Genomic DNA, 20159 nt, shown 5'->3' with positions numbered 1-20159 from the left:
GACCCATGTGGTAAGTAACAGACAGAGCCTTACAGAATAAAGCGGCTGAGATCTTCGTTGTCTACCAGCGTTTCTAAGTGTGAGTCCACATAGGCTGCATCGATAGTAAAAGTTTCACCTGACTTCTCGGATGCGTCGAAAGAAATATCTTCCATCAAACGCTCCAGCACCGTGTGCAGACGACGGGCACCAATGTTCTCAAGGCGCTCGTTTACCTGCCAGGCCGCTTCAGCAATGCGCTGAATGCCAGACTCTTCAAACTTGATTGTCACGCCTTCTGTAGCCATAAGTGCACGATACTGCTCTGTCAGTGCCGCATTCGGTTCAGTCAGAATACGTTTAAAGTCTTCCACTTTCAGTGCTGACAGTTCAACACGGATTGGCAGACGGCCTTGCAGCTCAGGGATCAGGTCAGACGGCTTACTCATCTGGAAGGCACCGGATGCGATAAACAACATGTGGTCAGTTTTCACCATTCCGTGCTTAGTCGATACAGTAGAGCCTTCCACCAGCGGCAGCAGATCCCGTTGCACACCTTCACGGGACACATCCGCAGAGTTATTGCCTTCACGCTTACAAATCTTGTCGATCTCATCAATGAACACAATGCCATGCTGTTCAACTGCATGAATAGCTTTTTCTTTCAGATCTTCCTGATTCACAAGACGGGCAGCTTCCTCTTCAGTGAGCATTTTCAGCGCATCTTTGATTTTCAGTTTTTTCTTTTTCTTCTGCGAGTCAGAATTCAGGTTCTGGAACATCGACTGCAGTTGATTAGTCATGTCTTCCATGCCCGGAGGCGCCATGATTTCAACACCCATTTGCGGCAGTGCAACATCGATTTCAATTTCTTTGTCGTCAAGCTGACCTTCACGGAGCTTTTTACGGAATGCCTGACGGGTGCCACGATCTTCAACCTGCTCCTTTTTACCCCACACGTCTTCCGGTGGTGGCAATAGAGCATCCAGCACACGCTCTTCCGCCGCTTCCTCAGCACGGAATTTGACCTTCGTCATTTCCTGCTCTTTAGTCAGCTTAACGGCGATGTCTGTCAGATCGCGGATGATCGTCTCAACTTCTTTACCAACATAGCCCACTTCAGTGAACTTCGTAGCTTCAACCTTAATGAAAGGGGCATTTGCCAGCTTCGCCAGGCGGCGGGCAATTTCAGTTTTACCCACACCGGTAGGACCAATCATCAAAATATTCTTAGGCGTGACTTCAACACGAAGCTCTTCCGGCAATTGCATCCGGCGCCAGCGGTTACGCAGGGCGATAGATACGGCGCGTTTTGCGTCCTGCTGACCAATGATGTGGCGATCTAACTCGTGAACAATTTCTCTGGGTGTCATTTCAGACATAATAAACCTTCTCTTACTAACGCTGATGATGCTCAGCTACCGGCTGCATGACCGTCATACGGCCTGCAGTCGATCAATAATCCAGTACTTCAACCGTCTGGTGATGGTTGGTATATACGCAGATATCCCCTGCGATGGTTAAACTCTTTTCTGCTATTTCACGGGCTGACAATTCAGTATTTGCCAGCAGAGCCGTTGCAGCCGCCTGCGCATAAGCACCGCCGGAACCAATGGCAATTAAATCGTTTTCAGGCTGCACTACATCACCGTTACCGGTAATGATGAAAGATGCCGTTTCATCAGCCACCGCCAGAAGCGCTTCGAGCTTACGCAGCGCCCTGTCAGTACGCCAGTCTTTGGCCAGTTCCACCGCAGCGCGGGTAAGGTGCCCCTGGTGGATCTCGAGTTTAGATTCAAAACGCTCGAACAGCGTAAATGCATCAGCAGTACCACCGGCAAAACCCGCCAGCACTTTATTATGATACAGGCGACGCACTTTTTTCGCGTTGCCTTTCATTACGGTATTGCCCAGAGAAACCTGTCCGTCTCCGGCAATGACGACCTGATTGTCGCGTCTTACAGATACAATAGTAGTCACTACACTTCCCCATATTCCGGGTGTCGCTGGCTGTCGCGCAGCAAATTAATTTCAATGAAGAGATAAGTGGGGGAAGAGATAATTTTTTCAAGGGACAATCCACCAGCTCCAGCAAAGTCCGGTGTCAGACCCGCAGACGGAGCAGGAAGAAGCCATTACAAACCGTCAGCAGCAGGGAAACTGCAGCCGGGAACATGGTGAACCTGTGGACAGGATGAGGTATTACCGGCGGGAAAGGCACACGATCCGGCGAAAAGAGATTGAGAACCCTAAGCGCAGGGGTTGAAGATATTCTGGTACAGAACCGTCAGCCGCAGGGAAGCGGCTGCCGAGCCCACATGGATGTGTTTACGGCGTGTTTGTAATGGCTTCTTCTGAATCCGGCTAAAAGGGCCAGGCTTTCAGCCTTAAAGATTCCAGTACAGGATCATGCAGGTGGTGATGTTTACTTTTCTCAGACTGTGTCTGGCTCTTTCTGCATCACGTTTGGTTTGTAACGGCCCCATGATGACACGGAACCATTCACCGTTAGAGCCGGTAGTGGCCCGAACCTGTGCTTCAAGACCCTGAAAGGCGATTTTGGCTTTCATTTCTTCAGCCTGCGAGCGGGTGCGGAATGAACCACACTGAAGTAAATACAGTTTGTCGGATTTTTGTTGCTCCGCGACTTCCACTTCGACTTCGTAGCCTGGTAACGATTTAATGTATTCCCATTCTTCCTTAGGCAGCTCAGGCAATTCCTCTTCTTCGACAATTTGCGGTAGTGGTTCCATCGGCGAGTCAGCCGTTTCATCAACATTGTCTTTAATAGAGAACAGAAAATAAATAAGACCCAGAATAGCGATCACCACAACCACCAGACGTGCCCAAATCTTAGTCCGGTTCGTCTCCGGCGAAGGCGGCTTGCGTTTATTGTTGTTCTTTTTATTTTGTGGCGCACGACCACGAGCTACATAATCACGTTGTGCCATATCCGGCGTAATATCCCGTCAAATATTGTTTGAAAAAAGCATCACCTGCTGGCTGATTATCACGTGATTAAATCAGCGCTTTTCAGTGAAACCGCACAGCAGTGTATCGTGAATTTTCCGAAAATGCTGCCGCTATATGCATTAAGAAGCGAATACTAACTGAAGTCAGAGGGATCAACATCCAGTGACCAGCGTACACGGCTTGCCGCTGGCATCGCCGATAATACCGGCAAGGCTTTTCTGAGTAACCCGTTGATATCATTACGCCGCGCTGACTGCAGGACCAGCATAAAACGGTAGCGCCCCTGACGCTTCTCAATCAGACAGGGAAGCGGTCCATTTAATCTCACCGACGGACTTTGCAACAGCGACCCCGCCTGTTCAAGAAAATCCCACGCCTGTTCAGCATTAGTGGCTTCAGCACGGAGCACCGCCTGAGACTGAAAGGGCGGCATCCATGATAACTTTCTTTCTTCCAGCGCCTGGCGGGCAAAATGCGCGTATCCGTTGTGCACTAAATCCTGCAGCAACGGGTGTCCGGGATTATGCGTTTGTAGCCACATTTCCCCCGGCTTCGATGCCCTGCCTGCGCGCCCCGCCAGTTGAGTAACCAGTTGCGCCAGTTTTTCACTGGCACGAAAATCAGCGCTGAACAAGGCGCCGTCGCAGTCCAGTACAACTACCAGTGTTACATGGGGAAAATGATGCCCTTTTGACAAAATCTGCGTACCGATCAGCAATTGATACTTCTGCGCGTTAATGTCATCCAGAGAACGTTGCAACTTGTCTTTGCCCCGTACCGAGTCGCTGTCGATACGGATTTGTTTCACTGCCGGAAACATTTTCGCCAGACCATCTTCAATCTGCTCCGTTCCCACGCCGGCAGTAACCAGTTTATTTTCGCCACAATGTTCACACTGGCGGGGAAGCAGTCTGGTGTTACCGCAATGGTGACATTGTAAACGTTGTTGGGTGCGGTGAACCGTGTAGGGCCGTTCGCACCGGCGGCAATCATAAGAATGACCACAATGATGGCAGAGCAATGCCGGTGCGTACCCCCGACGGTTAACAAATACCAGTACCTGATTTCCCATCGATAAATGCTGGCGCATGATGCTCAGCATGCCATCGGCAATGCCAAACTGCATACGCTGGTCCCGTACATCCAGTACCTGCTGATGGGTGTTCGAAGCACCGCCGGCCCGCCGGGTCAGTTGCAGATGACCATACCGCTTCGTCAGGGCGTTGTTCAGTGTTTCCAGTGAAGGCGTCGCGGTGCCCAGAACAAGAGGAATGTGTTCGGTGCTGGCGCGCATGACTGCAAGATCTCTCGCGTGATATCGCAACCCGTCCTGCTGCTTAAACGAATCATCATGTTCTTCGTCCACAATGATCATGCCTGGGAATTTCATTGGCGTGAAAATCGCAGACCGGGTACCAATAATGATGCCCAGTTCACCTTCCCGCGCACGCTGCCAGACTGAAAGGCGATCTTTGTCATTCAATTGGGAGTGTAATACGCCGATATCGATACCAAAGCGGTTGGCAAAACGGGTAACCGTCTGCGGAGTAAGACCAATCTCCGGTACCAGAATCAATACCTGTTTACCTGCAGAAAGAATATCTTCAATGGCCTGAAGGTAGACTTCGGTTTTCCCGCTTCCGGTGATCCCTTCCAGTAAAAAAGGCGCAAACTTGCCGGCCTGTTGCGACAACGCGCTGATGGCAACCGCCTGCTCTTTATCAGGCAACGGCTTCTTGCCGACATGAAAATAATCGAGCCACATTTTCGGTCGCAGGGGCGGCGGTTTACTTTCGCTGTACACAAAGCCCTTCTCTTCCAGTGCGCTGATGATGGAGGAAGGAAAGGTATTTTTGAGATCGCCTTCGCGCACAGGCTCATCCGCCAGTGCCTCAAGACAAGCATACTGGCGCTTCGCCCGCTTCAGTGACGCCAGATTTTCATCAATGTTATCACCGGCATGCCACCAGATTTCATCCACCGGATTCGCCGGTTCACCCTTGCGCAGCAGGACCGGTAATACGGTGTGAATAACCTCACCCAACGGATGAAGATAATACTGGGATAACCAGTGACACAGTTTCAGCATCACACTGTCGAGCACCGGCCTGTCATCAATGACATGGTGAACCGGTTTGATTTTTCCGCTGTTCTCCGGCGTTTCCGCCTCTCCCAGAACAATGCCAGTTAATGTGCGGGGGCCGAAAGGCACACTGACCCTGCAGCCTGCTTCCGGTAATGTGTCACAGGAGTAGGTAAAAGCTTGTCGTAACGGTACAGGAACCGCCACCTCAACAAAACGCATAATCTGCCTATATTTTCCGCACTTTTTTACTTATCGTTCTTGATCAAAACGGCGTCATACATTAATATGCGCCGCTCTTTACGGCAAGGCCAGTTGTGCCTTGTATTGAATATAGTTGCGTATGGTGTTCAGCTTCGGGCTGGATTGCGATACGGCCTTATATAATGAGGTAACCCATGAAACAAGGTATCCACCCTACTTACGAAGAAATTACTGCATCTTGCTCTTGCGGTAACGTTATCAAAGTACGTTCTACTGCAGGTAAAGAACTGAACCTGGACGTATGCTCAAACTGCCACCCGTTCTACACTGGTAAGCAGCGTAACGTTGATACTGGTGGTCGTGTTGACCGCTTCAAGAAGCGTTTTGGTGCACTGGGCAAAAAATAAGTCCGGCATTGAATTGCGAAAAAAGCGCCTTTACGGCGCTTTTTTTGTGCCTTAAATCCGTTACTTAAAATACTTGACCTGTGTTTTTCCCATTACGCTTTACTCAACAGCCCGCTCCACCGTCCAACCATATAAAATAAATTATAAATTAAAGTTAACTTATAAATTTCATCAATAGCCGACATTGATAATTCCGTTTTGTGAAGCTGCCCTACGGCAACTAAAGTAAGCATAAGATAGCTCCTGATCAGATATGTACTGTGAAAGGCGTTGTGATACATTTGTCGCAAGCTGCGCTTTATAACGAAAACAAGAGATTAGCGCAGGAACGACAAGTAGTTGTGCAAAGACCAAACCCTGAGAAGGACACACAAAAGAATGTCAGATTTCAGACAACGCGCCCTGGATTACCACGAATACCCTACTCCGGGCAAAATAAAGGTAGAACTGTCGACTCCGGCTGACAGCGTAGATGATTTAGCACTGGCCTACAGCCCCGGCGTAGCCGAGCCGGTACGTGAAATTGCCGAAGATCCGGATGCAGCATACCGCTATACCGCCAAAGGTAATATGGTTGCAGTAATCAGTAATGGTACGGCCATTCTCGGATTAGGTAATTTAGGTCCGCTGGCATCAAAACCAGTGATGGAAGGTAAAGCGTTACTATTTAAGCGTTTTGCCGGACTGGATGCCATCGATATTGAAGTTAAACATCGGACTACTGAAGAATTCATCAACACGGTTGCCAATATCGCTGATACGTTCGGCGGTATTAACCTTGAAGATATTAAAGCGCCGGAATGTTTCGAAATCGAGCAAGAGCTGATCAAACGCTGCAAGATTCCGGTATTCCATGACGATCAACACGGTACCGCCATTGTAACTGCGGCCGGTATGCTCAACGCGCTGGAGATTCAGGGCAAGAACATCGAAGACGCCAAAATTGTTTGTATGGGAGCCGGTGCTGCCGCCGTTGCATGTATGGAACTGCTGATCAAGTGCGGCGCCCAGCGTGAGCGCATTTATATGCTCGATCGTAAAGGGGTGATTCATACCCGCCGTGACGATCTCACGGAACACAAAATGTTGTTCGCCAACAACACGGATAAACGTACCCTTGACGATGTCATGGATGGTGCGGATATTTTTGTCGGTGTTTCCGGCCCTGACGTACTACCTCCTGAAACGCTGAAACTGATGGCACCAAACCCGGTGGTATTTGCCTGTTCAAACCCTGATCCGGAAATTAAACCGGAACTGGCCCATGAGGTTCGCAGTGATTTGATCATGGCAACGGGCCGTTCAGATTACCCCAACCAGGTGAACAATGTACTGTGCTTCCCGTTCATTTTCCGTGGTGCACTGGATGTGCGTGCTTCGACCATTAATGACGAAATGAAAGTCGCTGCGGTTGAAGCTTTACGTTCAGTATCGAAAGAGCCTGTACCTGAAGAAGTATTGAAAGCCAGTAAATCAGCATCGCTGACATTTGGTAAAGATTACATTATTCCTAAACCTATGGATCCCCGTTTGCTTCACCGTATTGCCAGTGCCGTAGCACAGGCAGCGATTGACTCAGGCGTTGCCGGTGTTGAATCCTTACCGGCAAAATACACGGGTAACAAAGACTGATTGAAGCATACTGACTTCATTTGTTACGGGCCGGTTATACTACCGGCCCGTTTTCGTTTACCTTCCCGCTTCCCCTAATCTGACGGACAAAGATTTCATGTGGTCAAAAGCACTTATCGGGCTCATCATCGGACGAATAGCTACCACGCTTATCGGCTCAACTATGGCAGTCAGCATCGGCTGGCATTTATATGAAGCCACCGGCGAGGCCTTTGACCTGGCACTGGTAGGCATTTTTCAGATTGTGCCGGTGATCAGTTTATTCCTCGTGGCGGGCTGGGCTGCAGACAACTTTTCCCGCAAAAGCATTTTGTTAATTTCTGCCGGATTACAGTTACTGGTGGTACTGGCCGTCGCTCTGCTGATGAATCAGCCGGAACTGAATAAATGGGCGCTCTTTTGCTCGTTATCGGTATTAGGCGCAGGGCGGGCTTTCTTCGTACCGGCCATTCAGTCTGTGTTGCCGAATATCGTCAGCACCGATCATCTGGGGCGTGCGGTGGCTGCCGTAAGCTCTATCTGGAATATCGCCTTAACCGTGGGGCCTTTCCTCGCCGGCGTGTTACTGGCGGCGCTCGACCGTCAGCTCTACTGGGTGCTCATCATTTTCGGCCTGTTTACGCTGGGTGGCTTTTCTTTATTGCCCGCTCTGAACATTCATTCAGAGCGCAAACTGGCACTTAAAGATATATTCAGCGGTGTGGAATACCTGATGCACAACAACGTTGTCCGCGGAGCGCTGTTTACTGATCTTGTGGTCATACTATGTGGCAGTGTCATGGCCATATTACCTGTGTTTGTGAAAGACGTCTTACATGAAGGTCCGGAAACACTGGGTTTATTGCGGGCCATGCCGGCTGTTGGTGCGACGCTTATCGGTCTGACAATGGTACGACGTAAACGGGCCATTGAACGCAACGGCCCGCTGCTGTTCTGGTCACTGATCATTTTCAGCTTTTCTATTATCGGCTTTGCTTTTTCACAGAACCTTTATGTGGCTTGCTTCGCTTTGCTGATTTATGGCGGTTCAGACATGATAAGTGTGGTAATCAGAAGCTCAGTAGTACAAATTATGACACCGGACGCTTTACGTGGCCGTGTGAGTGCAGTGAACTCCCTGTTCATCGCGTCTTCCAACGAACTCGGAGACTTCAGAAGTGGTTCGGTGACAGCAGCTTTTGGTCCGGTAGCCTGCGCGGTTGCGGGTGGAGTAATGAGCCTGGGTATTGTGCTCCTGTTCCGTTCAACTTTCAGGCCCCTGTTCGAATTACAAAAAATCGAACCGCCCTCAGCCAGACAAGACTAAGCTTGCCCCTGATACAAAAAAAGCCAGAGTGATTTGCTCTGGCTTTACTCTATTCTTCTTCGTTGTCGGCGGTGGGGTCGATCCCCATCTCTTCCATCATTTTCCTTGCAACGGCAGGAACACGGTTAGGGTTATCTTTGCGCAAATCGTCGTCGTCAGGCAGCGGCTGCCCGGTGAAAGCATGAAGGAATGCTTCGCACAGTAACTCTGAATTCGTCGCGTGACGCAGGTTATTAATTTGTCTGCGGGTTCGCTCGTCTGTGAGCACCTTAAGCACATTAATCGGAATAGAAACAGTGACTTTCTTTACTTGCTCACTCTTTTTTCCATGCTCTGCGTAAGGGTGTATATACTTACCATTCCATTCTGCCATGTGAAATCTCGGACTGCCTGTTATTTTACTTTATAAGCGGAAATTCTAAACAATGTAGCGAAAAGGTCAATTAAGCCGTGTAAACCTCTTGACGTCCAGACATATATTAATTAGTTTAGACGTCTAAACGTCCAAAGAATTGAGTGAGTCAACAAAATGGTTTCCTATGCACAAGGTATCGACGCCTTAAACCAGTCATTGTCCGAATTGCGTGACATTGATGTCTCTTTTGAATTTTTTCCGCCTAACTCGGAAAAGATGGAACAAACGCTGTGGAAATCTGTTGAACGCCTGGCGCCTCTTAAGCCTTCTTATATGTCTGTGACCTACGGTGCAAACAGTGGTGAACGTGACCGCACCCATGATGTTGTTAAACGCATCCAACAACAAACCGGTGTACAGGCAGCCCCTCACCTGACCTGTGTGGACGCAAGCCGTGACGAACTCAAACAAATTGCTCAGGAATACTGGGATTCGGGTATTCGCCGTATTGTTGCTCTGCGGGGCGATTTACCGAAGGGCGTTGATAAAACCGAAATGTATGCCTCTGATCTGGTGGCACTGCTGAAAGACGTAGCAGACTTTGATATCTCCGTCGCCGCCTATCCGGAAAAACACCCGGAAGCGCCGAATGCCCAGTTCGACCTGCTTAACCTGAAGCGTAAAGCGGAAGCCGGGGCTTCTGAAGCAATTACTCAGTTCTTCTTTGACACCAGTGTTTACCTGCGTTTCCGTGACCGTGCTGCTGCAGCCGGTATCGATTTGGATATCGTCCCCGGGATCCTGCCGGTTACGAATTATCAGACACTGATTAAGTTTGCCGGTTTCACCAATGTTCACGTACCGGGCTGGCTGCACAAAATGTACGAAGGGCTGGATGACGATGATCAGGCAACACGTAATCTGATTGGCGCAAACATCGCCATGGAGCAAGTAAAAGTGCTGGCGAAAGAAGGGGTGAAACACTTCCACTTCTACACCCTGAACCGCTGCGAACTTAGCTACGCCATCTGCCACATGCTGGGCGTTCGCGCTGAATAGCGCGGATTTCTCCCGGCATCTTCGCTGGCCTCCTCCCCCTTGTCGCTACGATGCCTGGCAATTTACGCAATTTCGCCACCACGCCAGACATCACAGTCCACTGAGAAACCAACAAAATATTCCCCCCTCGACTGCGAATGGTTACACTGTACAAGCATGAAACTATCCGTGCAGTTTGAAAGGAGTCTGTTTTGACAGATAATCGCTGGGTAAAGCTGTGGAATGACAAACGTCCCGCACTCAATGCCTTCTTCCATATTTTCCTGCGCCGCTGTAAAGCGGACAACATTACTATCTCGGCCGGACACCTGGCGTACGTGACACTGCTGTCACTGGTGCCGTTCATCATGGTGACATTTACTGTTATGTCAGCCTTTCCGGCTTTTGCATCAGTACGCAGTAAACTGGAACAGTTCGTTTTCTCTAATTTTGTCCCAACTGCCGGCGATGTCGTCCAGCAGTACATGACCGATTTTGTTTCCAATGCCTCGGAAATGGGGGCTGTGGGTATTTTGTCATTACTGGTCGTCGCCCTGCTGCTGATTTCAAATGTAGATAAAACCCTGAACCGTATCTGGCGTACGCAAAGCGACCGGCCGGTTATTTATACTTTTGCCATCTACTGGATGGTGATTACTCTGGGGCCGATGCTCATGGGCTCCAGCGTGGCAATCAGCTCATATCTGGTTGGCGTGGCGGAGTTTGCTGAAGAATACACGCCCGGCGTGGGTACCTTTATGCTCACTTTGATCCCGAGTTTCGCTGCACTGCTGGCTTTCGTCATTCTTTACCTGCTGGTGCCCAACCGCCGTGTGCGCTATTCCCACGCTCTCATCGGTGCGGTCGTCGCAACTATCTGCTTTGAGTTCACGAAAAAAGGATTTGCCCTTTATATCACTAACTTTACTTCATACCAGGTGATATACGGTGCGCTGGCCGTGCTGCCAATACTGTTTCTGTGGGTTTATGTATCGTGGATGGTGGTGCTGATTGGTGCTGAATTTACCTGCAGTCTGGAAGATGCCTTCGGTGACATCAGGGCCAGTGAGGAACCGCGGAAGGTCCCGCTGGAATAGGCATAAAAAAAGCTGGCAGCAATCTGCCAGCTTTTCAGTTTTGAGTCGTTCAGTTTTTCATGGTGCGGATAAACGCATCAGATTCTGCAACCGACGCTTTCATCTCGTTGATTAAACGGGACACGTCCTGCTGAATAGTTTTCAGCTCGCCTTCCAGCGCGCCCACTGCACTGGCGTTCAGGTTATGCTTCAGATAAAGCACATTATCCTGAAGCGCAGTCAATACCGGTTCCATGCGGCTCTCAGCCTTTCTCATAGCCTTAATCATGGTCTCGTACTGGCGACGGGTCGCACGGAGCTTTTCTGCACTGGAGCGGCGCAGTTTGTCACTGTCGTATTTCTCCAGTTCATCTTCCCATTCAGAAAACAGGGCTTCCGCAACGCTTTCTACCTTGTCGATACGGGCAGTAACGTCGGCGGCGGCAGCCTGGCTGTCCTGAAATTCGCCGTTAAGTTCATCGTAAACGTCTTCCAGTTCACCGCCGTTGAAATTAATCAGCGCGCTGAACTCTTCCAGTGCATCCGCAAACTGTTCCTGCGCCTCTTCCTGAGACTCTTTTGCGTTTTCAACACGGTCGACCAGAATGTCCCGCTTCTCTACGCCAAGCTTCTCCCAGGCGCCGTAATAAGCAGACTGACATCCGGACAGCGCAATGCAAGCTGCGAATGCCAGTAAACCGGTCTTAACATTACCCATCATAACTGTACCTCTGGCCCCCTGTAGCGGGCGGCATCAATAATGGCCCACAGGTGGAAAATCGCCCCCACCGGCCACAGAAAAAAGAAAATGACTGTTGCGGCAAGCCCGTAACAGGCGAAGCAAATCACGAAGAACACGAATGCTCTTAAGATCCGCCCCTGGACCAGATGACCTAATCCGGGAATAAAAAAGTTACAGATTGCTGCAATGACGTTACCGCCTGAACCCTGACCTGCCATATAAACTTCCTCGTATATTACGTAAATATGTGTTTTAGTAGCTAAACTAAACCAAAAAAACCAGACATACAACGCACTGAAATAAAATGAAACGACTTTACCCTGACATTGGATGTTACAGCAGTGGGTATTTTGACACGGGTGACGGTCACTCACTGTATTACGAAGAAAGTGGCAATCCGGATGGATTTCCCGTTCTGTATTTACATGGCGGTCCGGGCGCAGGTTTATCCCCGGGTTACAGGCGCTTTTTCGATGGCAACCGTTTCCGCATCATTGCATTTGAACAGCGTGGATGTGGCCGTTCGAAGCCTTTCGGTTCTCTGGAAAACAACACTACACAACATATTCTGGGCGATATAAAAGGCTTAAGACAGTTATTAGGCGTAGAGCAATGGATCCTGTTTGGTGGTTCGTGGGGCTCAACACTGGCTTTGCTTGCTGCAATCGATGCGCCGGATAGCGTTTCCGGACTCATTCTGCGGGGCGTTTTTCTGGCCAGGCAAGAAGACCGGGACTGGTTTATCTCTCATCAGGGGGCAGCGGCGACCCTCTTTCCCGAACACTACGAGCTCTTTATAGATGGTATTGAGGGCGAGCTGAATACCGCCTCCGTATGCGCCCACTACCGCAAACTGTTTGACTCCTCTGACGATCTTCAGCGACTCAGTGCGCTGAAACGCTGGTACGTCTGGGAAGAACGTCTTTCAAGGCTGTCACTGCCCGCCGGAACCGGTGAGCTCACCGGCCACTATCCGGTTGGCCTGATGACCAGTCTGGCTAAACTTGAATGCCATTACCTGGCTAATCACTGCTTTATTCCCGAAGATTTTATACTGCAGAATACAGCGGCCATCAGCCACATTCCGGGCACTATCGTTCACGGCCGCTACGATGTAATATGCAGCACAAAAGGGGCATACACGTTACATAAAGCGTGGACAAACAGTGAATTGCAGATAGTTCAGGAAGCTGGACACAGCACATCTGAGCCGGGCATAGCACTGGCTCTTTGCAGGGCCACCCGTGATATGTCCCGTTATCTCAGGGAGCAAAAGCGTTGATTGGATTAGTACAACGGGTATCTGAAGCCAGTGTAAAAGTAGACGGTGATGTCACCGGAGCTATCGGGCATGGCATACTGTTACTCCTCGGAGTAGAAAAAGAAGATGGCGAAGAACAAATCGAAAAACTCGCCCGGAAAGTTGCGAATTACCGGATATTCAGTGATGACGACGGTAAGATGAACCTGAATATTCAGCAGGCCGGCGGCGCGGTACTGGTCGTTTCACAATTTACGCTGGTGGCTGATACGCAAAAAGGTAATCGTCCGGGGTTTTCAAAAGGCGCCTGTCCTGCTCATGGCGAAGCCATTTATAACCGCTTCACAGAACACCTCAGTTCGCTGGGCATTCCGGTCCGGACCGGACGTTTCGGTGCAGATATGAAGGTTTCACTGATTAACGACGGGCCGGTTACATTCCATTTCACCGTGTAATTTTCAGCAAACGCCTCACATTTCAATTATTTATTCTCTTAATCCCGGCCGGATAGCCTGATATCGGTGAATTGCCTTGTTAAGCAGGGCCACCTTAGGGTTAAATGGGCGACGGATGCATTTTTAAAAAGGCTCATACATTGTTTAGAGTAGCCACACCGAAAACAGAAGAAGAACTAGAAAAATACTTCACGTTTCGATGGACTTATCTGCGCCAGCCATGGAATTTTCCTCCCGGTTCAGAAAAAGATGAGTATGAACAGGTTGCGGAGCACCGTGTCATCGTAAACGGCAATGGAGACATTGTTGCCGCCGGTCGCGTTCACCTGAATACGGCAGAAGAAGCTCAGATTCGTCACATTGCTGTTAACTCTGATTATCAGCGCAGAGGCCTCGGCCAGATGATTCTGGGGGCGCTGGAAGGCGTTGCCCGTGAGATGGGCGCAATACGGGCTGTAACCAACAGCCGCGAAACCTCCATCGATTTTTTCAGCTCCTGCGGCTTCGTTATCGAACGGGAAGCCCCGAATGAACTGGGCATGCTGAAACGCCAGCAAATGGTGAAGAAGCTTACTGATCCCGGGATCGTTATGCTGCATCCGAAGTGGTGCAAAGAGCTTCAGGACACCTGGACCGAAACAATCCCGATTACCGAACACATGGGCATCAAGCTGCATCAGTATACCGGCCGTACACTGGAGACACGGGCCTCACTGAATAAAAATATCAATATTCACGGTACTATGTTCGCCGGCAGTATTTTTTCTCTGGCCACTCTCACCGGATGGGGGATGATTTTCCTGCAACTGAAAGAACGCCAGCTAATGGGCGATATTGTACTGGGTGACGGTGATATTCACTATCATAAGCCGATTACAATGAAACCCCGTGCCACCTGTCATGTGGAGAGCTTAAGCGGCAAATTTGCTCCCTTAGAAAAGCGCAAGAAATGCAGTTTCACATTACAGGTCGATATTATGGATGACGACAACGCCGTGGCTGAATTCCGTGGTGTTTTCTGGGTACTTCCTCCTAAGAAAGAGCAGGACGAAGAAGAGTAATTAATCGTGCGGCGGCAGGTTACGTTATGACAGTCATCATACCCCCACAGCAAGTTATTCCCGCCGCCTCACTTACCGCCGGGCACATGACTTTTGTGCCCGTACCGGCTCATTTAAAGCCCTGGCTGCACTCTGTGTGGCAGTCTGAATATGCCACCCATACTGCGCTGTCCACAGAACGGTGTTATCCGGATGGCGGCCATAGCCTGACATTCTCAGTCGATGATGCTTGTTATGATGCCACCGTGATATTCGGAACGAAAACCGGCAATTTATCAAAATTCAATCGTCCCTCTGCTGTCAGTTTCCGGTTTCATCCCGGCGCTTTCTCAGAATGTTTCGGTATAAAAGCAGAGTCGGTACCACAAAATACAGATATTCCGCTGTCTGCACTGTTTCAGGAGCCGCTGCCCCCGTCAGAGGCGTTATGTGGAAAGCCATTACCTCAGGTTTACGCTGTACTTACAGACTGGCTTACTTTGCAAATTCACCGGCACAGCAACAACACGCAGCAGCGTCTTAAACTGACAGAAGCGCTGGTAACATCTTCTTACCAGGCCGGTGCTCAAAATTTTGAAAAGTTGTTTGGCTGTTCCACACGGACATTACAGCGTAAATGCAAACAGGCACTCGGCCTGGCACCTAAAGAAATGCTGATATTTGGTAAAATTTATCTGGCGAGGAAAAGTCTGATTTACAGTAATGCGCCGCTCAGTGATATCGCCCAGTCCAGCGGCTACTTTGATCAGGCACATTTCACCAATCACTTCCGTGATTTTGTGGGCGAAACACCCGCCAGGTATCGTCAGAGAAAACAAAAAAATAGCCCGTAACCCCTTATTTATTGCTTATCCACACCCGTGTCGTATTTTTACAATAATGACGGTTAACCATTGCCTACACTGCTTACCAGTAACTTTACAGGAGAGCAGATATGCAAACTCGTATTACACAGGACACCGTATATGCCTGTGCCCCGCGCATTGTTAAATGCCTGACCGCATTAAGCCGCCCGGCTACAGATAGTGCGATTACACAGTCTTTAACCGATCTCATCAGATTACGTGTCTCACAGCTCAACGGCTGTGCTTTTTGCCTGCACATGCATGCAGCAGAGCTCAGGCAACACGGCGAGTCACAGGAACGTCTGGATATGTTACAGGCATGGCGGGAAGTGCCATACTTTACTGACCAGGAGAAAGCGGCACTCAGATGGGCTGAAACGTTAACCCGTCTGGAAAGTGGTGTAAGCGATGACGATTATCACCACGTGTCGTCATTTTTTGATGAGCAGTCCGTGATTGACCTCACCACGGTTATTTTAGAAATTAACAGCTGGAACCGTCTGTCGATAGGATTCAACTTTATTCCGGCATTAACAGAAAAGAGGTAAACTGTGTTTTCAATTGACCCGTCAAGTTGTTACTTACTCAATATTCTGGCCGGTTTTGCCTTTCTCAGTGGCAGCTCCCTGTTTCTGCCGCAATTTGCAGATTATGCCGTTACCGGTGTTTATCTGTTCATGTTGGGATCGGCACTATGGATATACACATCCACAGTAGATTTCCTTAAGCATAAAAAAAGCGCCTGACGGCGCTTTTTTCAATTTTGTATCGCGTATTAGTTAATGCTTACGCTGCCATTGCTGCCTGAAGTTTCTTCATGGCATTTTTTTCAATCTGACGTACACGCTCAGCAGAAACCTGATATTTGTCGGCCAGATCCTGAAGTGTGATCTTATTATCTGCCAACCAACGAGTTTCAATAATGTCCTGACTACGCTCATCCAGCGTTTTGATAGCAGAATAAAGACGTTTGGAAGCATTGCTATCCCAGTCATTGTTGATAACGTCCATCTCAACATCTGCGCTTTTATCTTCAAGGAACTGCACAGGCGCAAAGTTGCCACTCTCGTCGTCATCAGCACTCAGATCAAATGCCTGATCCTGACTACTCATGCGGGCTTCCATTTGCAGCACTTCTTTCGTGCTCACACCCAGTTCATCAGCAACAGTTTGCACTTCTTCGTGAGTGAACCAGCCCAGACGTTTTTTCGCCTTGCGCAGGTTGAAGAACAACTTACGTTGCGCCTTCGTGGTAGCCACTTTAACGATACGCCAGTTCTTCAGTACGAATTCATGAATTTCAGCTTTGATCCAGTGAACAGCAAAAGACACCAGTCTCACACCTACGCCCGGATCGAATCGCTTAACTGCCTTCATCAGGCCAATGTTACCTTCCTGAATCAAATCAGCCTGCGGCAAACCGTATCCTGAATAGGATTTAGCAATATGTACAACAAAGCGTAAATGCGACATGACCAGCTTTCTTGCCGCTTCCAGATCGCCTTCGTCACGTAAACGTGTCGCCAGACTTCTTTCTTCATCAGCAGAGAGCATGTTGATGCTGCTCACAGCCTGAATGTAGCCTTCGATGCTACCGCTGTGGGGCACCGATAATGCCATTGTTTGCATGTTATTGCTCATATTCACCTCAATTTGCTAAGCACTGTATTGTACCAAAACGGGCAGTGCCTTTCGAGTCCTTGATTGTCGCAGATAATTCCAAGTTAGGAATATAGTGACAAATTACTAAATATCAAGACCTGATTTGCATCAAATTAGTTCCGTACAGACGATGAAACCACCACTCAGCACGACAGAGCAAACGATAGATATCGATAAACGTTCTGTCATGTAATTAGTCTCTCAAATCAGTCCACTCACCGCGTTTAGCACGGAAATTAGACGAAATACCAATTTTTCCTGATCCTTCAAACGTATACGCTAAATCCATGGGTAGTAATTGACAGCTGTAAATGTTCGCTTGTGTATACGACAGACACACATAATGAGATTCATGCCAGTCAAAACTAACAAAATAATAACGGAAACAGATCATACAGGAGGTATGGATGTTCTCTTTTGTCGCCAGACAGCCAATTTTTGACACGACACTAAATGTTATCGCTTATGAGATCCTCTTTCGCGATGGAAAAAGTAACGGATTTCCAGATATCGATCCAAATGAAGCCACATCGAAAATAATCAGCTCAACTCACCTTGGAATAGGCCTGGATGAGATAACAGGTGGAAAGACAGCTTTCATTAATTTTCATCGCGATACATTAATTCACCGCTTTCCCACATCGCTGGATCCTTCAATGGTGATGATTGAGATCCTGGAAAGCGTCGAGGTTGATGAGACTCTTATTGCTGCATGCCGGCACCTTCGCGAGATAGGGTTTGAACTGGCACTTGATGATTTTGACGCTGACGAAAAATGGCGGCCACTATTGCCTTGCGTTCAGGTCATAAAATTTGATATCCGTTCAATGAAAGAGGAAAGGATCCTTTCTCTGCTGCCAGAAATAAGCCAGTATGAAATCAAGCTGCTCGCCGAGAAAGTTGAAACTTACGCCGAATTCGAACGTTTCAGAGAGTTGGGCTTTCACTACTTTCAGGGTTACTTTCTGGCGCGGCCGGAGCTCGTCCGTCATAAACAAATTATCCCGGCTCAGATGAATATGCTTGCGCTTATCAGCGCATGTAATCAATCCCCGATGGATTTCGACCGCATTAATAACATTATCAACAAGGATGCATCGCTGACATTTCTGTTACTTCGCTTTATAAACAATCCGTTTTACAATAAACGGATAAAGGTAAAAGATTTGCGCCACGCACTGAATTACCTTGGTGAAAATGAAGTGAAAAAGTTCGTATCATTGATCGCCCTGGCAAACCTGAATAATGACAGTCCACGGGAACTGTTACAACTATCCCTCGTCAGAGCAAAGTTCTGCAGCTTGCTGGTTGCAGGTATGAACGAACTGAACGATTCTCCCGCCAGTTTTCTCGCCGGCTTGCTGTCGTTGCTGGATGCCATGATGCTGCAGCCCATGAGCGAGTTGCTGGAGAAAGTACCGGTGAGTGAAGAAGTGAAGCACGCTTTACAAGGTAATCCGGGTATGCTCAGTGATTGCCTTTTGCTTGCAAAACATATTGAGTCCGCCCGCTGGTCCACAATAAAAGCCTTCTCAAAGAAATATGGTATTCGCCAGACCACCCTTCATGGTATGTATAATTCGTCTCTAAAATGGGCCGGCGCGATGGAAAATAGTATCAATTAATAATTCCGCCCATTGTATAAGTGAAAAGAATTACGTGAGCATAGATAATCTGCGGCCCATAAGATAAAGTTGATATCATCGTGCTCATGCCGTGTTATGAGCAGTCAACTTACAAAGTTGTCGTTACCATTGTTGAAGGGATTGTCAGGTCGTATGTTCGCATTTATTGCACGCCAGCCTATTTTAGACCGTGAAAAGGATGTTTTCGCGTATGAGCTTTTGTTCCGTGACGGCAAAAGCGGCGCTTACCCCGAATTAGAGCCGGACAAAGCAAAATATATTGCCCAGCATTTCCATCCGTTAGGGCTGGACGATATTTCCGGTGAAAAGAAATCGTTTATTCACTTTAATCCGGACACTCTGATTTCCCGCTTTCCTACCTCCTTAAATCCCGAGTCTGTTGTCGTGCAGCTGAATGAACCCATGGCACCGACACCGGGATTACTGGAAGCCTGCACGCATATTAAACATCTCGGATTCAGTCTGGCCATTGATGATCCCATGATGCTGAGCGGGAAGCAGGACATTTTTTCGCTGATTGATGTGGTTAAAGTTGATGTCACCAAAACGAACTACGATCTGATTGAAAAGAATATCCCCCGTTATCTTGATGCCAATATCAAACTGGTGGCGGAACAGGTAAACACCCACGAAGATTTCGACAGTTGCCGCTCTCTCGGGTTTGATTTCTTCCAGGGCTATTTCTTCGCCCTGCCGGAAGCACGACTCCATCGTCACTTGCCGGCTTCGAAGATGAACTTGGTTGATTTGATGGGAGAAAGTGCCCGCAACGACTTTAACATCAGCCGGATCAACCAAATCATTGAGCGTGACGCTGCTCTCAGCTTCCTGCTACTCAAATTTATTAATAACCCGGCAATCAATAAACGTTACAAAATTACCTCACTAAAACATGCCCTGACTTACATGGGCGAAGTGGAAATTAAGAAGTTCATCGCTTTATTATCGCTGGCCAATTTAAGTGACAATAAACCGCTGGAGCTGATCCACATGTCGCTGGTGCGGGCGAAATTCTTCGATTTGCTTTCTCAGCAGCGCGGCATTAACACGAATCCGCCAATCGGCTTCCTGATAGGCCTGTTTTCACTGCTGGATGCACTCCTTGATCAGGATATGCCTGACGTTCTTAAACAACTGCCGCTGACCGACGAAGTGAATGATGCTTTGTTGGGTAAATCCAGCGAATTTAACAGCTATGTGGCGCTGGCAAGAGCGTTCGAGGGTGCCCTTTGGATGAATATTATTAAGCAGTCCAAAGTGCTGGACATCGACCAGAAGCAGCTTCACGTACTTTACAATCAGGCTATTCAGTGGGGAAACGGCGTCCGGTCCACCATCTCGGCATATTTCCCTAAGCCGGTCATGCGCTGAGGGGTTATGCAGAGACAACAGGTTACCGGATACACGGAGAAAGTAACCTGTTCAGCCGTTTAA

Annotated in this window: 21 protein-coding genes; 13 read left to right on the top strand and 8 right to left on the bottom strand. The window is 48.7% G+C overall.

The window, feature by feature from the left end:
* Window positions 1–29 precede the first annotated feature (29 nt).
* The 4 genes from hslU to priA form a co-directional block, all read right to left on the bottom strand.
* Complete coding sequence (gene hslU, locus ACXAG2_RS05650; protein ID WP_119499946.1) at window positions 30–1361, bottom strand: HslU--HslV peptidase ATPase subunit; 1332 nt, start codon at window positions 1359–1361, stop codon at window positions 30–32.
* Window positions 1362–1434: 73 nt separating this feature from the next.
* Window positions 1435–1959: an ATP-dependent protease subunit HslV gene (gene hslV / locus ACXAG2_RS05645; RefSeq protein ID WP_119499945.1), complete on the bottom strand. Its 525-nt coding sequence runs from the start codon at window positions 1957–1959 to the stop codon at window positions 1435–1437.
* 407 nt (window positions 1960–2366) lie between these two features.
* Window positions 2367–2930, bottom strand: coding sequence for an SPOR domain-containing protein (locus ACXAG2_RS05640; protein WP_119499943.1), 564 nt, complete (start codon window positions 2928–2930; stop codon window positions 2367–2369).
* Between the two features lie 155 nt (window positions 2931–3085).
* Complete coding sequence (gene priA, locus ACXAG2_RS05635; RefSeq protein ID WP_474865090.1) at window positions 3086–5257, bottom strand: primosomal protein N'; 2172 nt, start codon at window positions 5255–5257, stop codon at window positions 3086–3088.
* Between the two features lie 176 nt (window positions 5258–5433).
* Here priA and rpmE point away from each other — a divergent pair, with 176 nt between their 5' ends.
* The 3 genes from rpmE (at window position 5434) to ACXAG2_RS05620 (ending at window position 8584) form a co-directional block, all read left to right on the top strand.
* On the top strand, window positions 5434–5646 hold the full coding sequence (gene rpmE, locus ACXAG2_RS05630; protein WP_303573891.1) for a 50S ribosomal protein L31: 213 nt from the start codon (window positions 5434–5436) through the stop codon (window positions 5644–5646).
* Between the two features lie 378 nt (window positions 5647–6024).
* Window positions 6025–7278 (top strand): malic enzyme-like NAD(P)-binding protein, encoded by a 1254-nt coding sequence (locus tag ACXAG2_RS05625; protein WP_303573892.1) that lies wholly within the window; start codon window positions 6025–6027, stop codon window positions 7276–7278.
* A 97-nt stretch (window positions 7279–7375) separates the two neighbouring features.
* Complete coding sequence (locus ACXAG2_RS05620; RefSeq protein ID WP_474865088.1) at window positions 7376–8584, top strand: MFS transporter; 1209 nt, start codon at window positions 7376–7378, stop codon at window positions 8582–8584.
* A gap of 49 nt (window positions 8585–8633) precedes the next feature.
* Here the strand turns inward: ACXAG2_RS05620 and metJ are convergent, their stop codons facing one another.
* Window positions 8634–8957, bottom strand: coding sequence for a met regulon transcriptional regulator MetJ (gene metJ, locus ACXAG2_RS05615; protein WP_119499938.1), 324 nt, complete (start codon window positions 8955–8957; stop codon window positions 8634–8636).
* A 156-nt stretch (window positions 8958–9113) separates the two neighbouring features.
* On the opposite strand from metJ, the gene metF reads away from it, so the two are divergent.
* Window positions 9114–9998, top strand: coding sequence for a methylenetetrahydrofolate reductase (metF, locus tag ACXAG2_RS05610; RefSeq protein WP_303573894.1), 885 nt, complete (start codon window positions 9114–9116; stop codon window positions 9996–9998).
* 191 nt (window positions 9999–10189) lie between these two features.
* Window positions 10190–11074 (top strand): virulence factor BrkB family protein, encoded by an 885-nt coding sequence (locus ACXAG2_RS05605; protein WP_119499936.1) that lies wholly within the window; start codon window positions 10190–10192, stop codon window positions 11072–11074.
* A 49-nt stretch (window positions 11075–11123) separates the two neighbouring features.
* On the opposite strand, the gene ACXAG2_RS05600 is transcribed toward ACXAG2_RS05605, so the two are convergent.
* Both ACXAG2_RS05600 and ACXAG2_RS05595 read right to left on the bottom strand, forming a co-directional pair.
* On the bottom strand, window positions 11124–11771 hold the full coding sequence (locus ACXAG2_RS05600) for a DUF2959 domain-containing protein (protein WP_474865606.1): 648 nt from the start codon (window positions 11769–11771) through the stop codon (window positions 11124–11126).
* The gene (locus ACXAG2_RS05595; RefSeq protein WP_119499934.1) at window positions 11771–12013 is read right to left on the bottom strand and encodes a DUF6677 family protein; all 243 of its coding nucleotides are present in this window, start codon (window positions 12011–12013) and stop codon (window positions 11771–11773) included. Before ACXAG2_RS05595 ends, ACXAG2_RS05600 begins: the two co-directional genes overlap by 1 nt.
* An 86-nt stretch (window positions 12014–12099) precedes the next feature.
* On the opposite strand from ACXAG2_RS05595, the gene pip reads away from it, so the two are divergent.
* The 6 genes from pip to ACXAG2_RS05565 all read left to right on the top strand — a co-directional run bounded on the left by pip (window position 12100) and on the right by ACXAG2_RS05565 (window position 16163).
* Window positions 12100–13077, top strand: coding sequence for a prolyl aminopeptidase (pip, locus tag ACXAG2_RS05590; RefSeq protein WP_474865086.1), 978 nt, complete (start codon window positions 12100–12102; stop codon window positions 13075–13077).
* Window positions 13074–13511: a D-aminoacyl-tRNA deacylase gene (gene dtd / locus ACXAG2_RS05585; protein WP_474865084.1), complete on the top strand. Its 438-nt coding sequence runs from the start codon at window positions 13074–13076 to the stop codon at window positions 13509–13511. Before pip ends, dtd begins: the two co-directional genes overlap by 4 nt.
* Before the next feature lie 140 nt (window positions 13512–13651).
* Window positions 13652–14572 (top strand): bifunctional GNAT family N-acetyltransferase/hotdog fold thioesterase, encoded by a 921-nt coding sequence (locus ACXAG2_RS05580; RefSeq protein WP_474865082.1) that lies wholly within the window; start codon window positions 13652–13654, stop codon window positions 14570–14572.
* 26 nt (window positions 14573–14598) lie between these two features.
* Complete coding sequence (locus ACXAG2_RS05575) at window positions 14599–15405, top strand: helix-turn-helix domain-containing protein (protein WP_474865080.1); 807 nt, start codon at window positions 14599–14601, stop codon at window positions 15403–15405.
* Window positions 15406–15506: 101 nt separating this feature from the next.
* A complete protein-coding gene (locus ACXAG2_RS05570; protein WP_474865078.1) occupies window positions 15507–15965 on the top strand; it encodes a carboxymuconolactone decarboxylase family protein in 459 nt (152 codons plus the stop codon).
* Between the two features lie 3 nt (window positions 15966–15968).
* Window positions 15969–16163, top strand: a complete 195-nt coding sequence (locus ACXAG2_RS05565; protein ID WP_474865076.1) for a YrhK family protein — start codon at window positions 15969–15971, stop codon at window positions 16161–16163.
* Window positions 16164–16203: 40 nt separating this feature from the next.
* On the opposite strand, the gene rpoH is transcribed toward ACXAG2_RS05565, so the two are convergent.
* Window positions 16204–17058, bottom strand: a complete 855-nt coding sequence (gene rpoH / locus ACXAG2_RS05560; protein ID WP_119499928.1) for an RNA polymerase sigma factor RpoH — start codon at window positions 17056–17058, stop codon at window positions 16204–16206.
* Between the two features lie 428 nt (window positions 17059–17486).
* Between rpoH and ACXAG2_RS05555 the strand changes: the two genes are divergently transcribed.
* The gene (locus ACXAG2_RS05555; protein ID WP_474865074.1) at window positions 17487–18704 is read left to right on the top strand and encodes an EAL and HDOD domain-containing protein; all 1218 of its coding nucleotides are present in this window, start codon (window positions 17487–17489) and stop codon (window positions 18702–18704) included.
* A gap of 153 nt (window positions 18705–18857) precedes the next feature.
* Window positions 18858–20096, top strand: a complete 1239-nt coding sequence (locus ACXAG2_RS05550; protein ID WP_474865604.1) for an EAL and HDOD domain-containing protein — start codon at window positions 18858–18860, stop codon at window positions 20094–20096.
* Window positions 20097–20159: the final 63 nt, after the last annotated feature.

Source organism: Alteromonas sp. ABH4_456, assembly GCF_056160645.1.
This window is presented reverse-complemented; position numbering and strand designations above follow the sequence as displayed.

Coding starts and splice junctions, on each gene's coding strand:
- hslU (WP_119499946.1), bottom strand. CDS start 1,361: ATGTCTGAAATGACACCCAGAGAAATTGTTCACGAGTTAGATCGCCAC.
- ACXAG2_RS05640 (WP_119499943.1), bottom strand. CDS start 2,930: ATGGCACAACGTGATTATGTAGCTCGTGGTCGTGCGCCACAAAATAAA.
- priA (WP_474865090.1), bottom strand. CDS start 5,257: ATGCGTTTTGTTGAGGTGGCGGTTCCTGTACCGTTACGACAAGCTTTT.
- rpmE (WP_303573891.1), top strand. CDS start 5,434: ATGAAACAAGGTATCCACCCTACTTACGAAGAAATTACTGCATCTTGC.
- ACXAG2_RS05625 (WP_303573892.1), top strand. CDS start 6,025: ATGTCAGATTTCAGACAACGCGCCCTGGATTACCACGAATACCCTACT.
- ACXAG2_RS05620 (WP_474865088.1), top strand. CDS start 7,376: ATGTGGTCAAAAGCACTTATCGGGCTCATCATCGGACGAATAGCTACC.
- metJ (WP_119499938.1), bottom strand. CDS start 8,957: ATGGCAGAATGGAATGGTAAGTATATACACCCTTACGCAGAGCATGGA.
- metF (WP_303573894.1), top strand. CDS start 9,114: ATGGTTTCCTATGCACAAGGTATCGACGCCTTAAACCAGTCATTGTCC.
- ACXAG2_RS05600 (WP_474865606.1), bottom strand. CDS start 11,771: ATGGGTAATGTTAAGACCGGTTTACTGGCATTCGCAGCTTGCATTGCG.
- ACXAG2_RS05595 (WP_119499934.1), bottom strand. CDS start 12,013: ATGGCAGGTCAGGGTTCAGGCGGTAACGTCATTGCAGCAATCTGTAAC.
- pip (WP_474865086.1), top strand. CDS start 12,100: ATGAAACGACTTTACCCTGACATTGGATGTTACAGCAGTGGGTATTTT.
- ACXAG2_RS05575 (WP_474865080.1), top strand. CDS start 14,599: ATGACAGTCATCATACCCCCACAGCAAGTTATTCCCGCCGCCTCACTT.
- ACXAG2_RS05570 (WP_474865078.1), top strand. CDS start 15,507: ATGCAAACTCGTATTACACAGGACACCGTATATGCCTGTGCCCCGCGC.
- rpoH (WP_119499928.1), bottom strand. CDS start 17,058: ATGAGCAATAACATGCAAACAATGGCATTATCGGTGCCCCACAGCGGT.
- ACXAG2_RS05555 (WP_474865074.1), top strand. CDS start 17,487: ATGTTCTCTTTTGTCGCCAGACAGCCAATTTTTGACACGACACTAAAT.
- ACXAG2_RS05550 (WP_474865604.1), top strand. CDS start 18,858: ATGTTCGCATTTATTGCACGCCAGCCTATTTTAGACCGTGAAAAGGAT.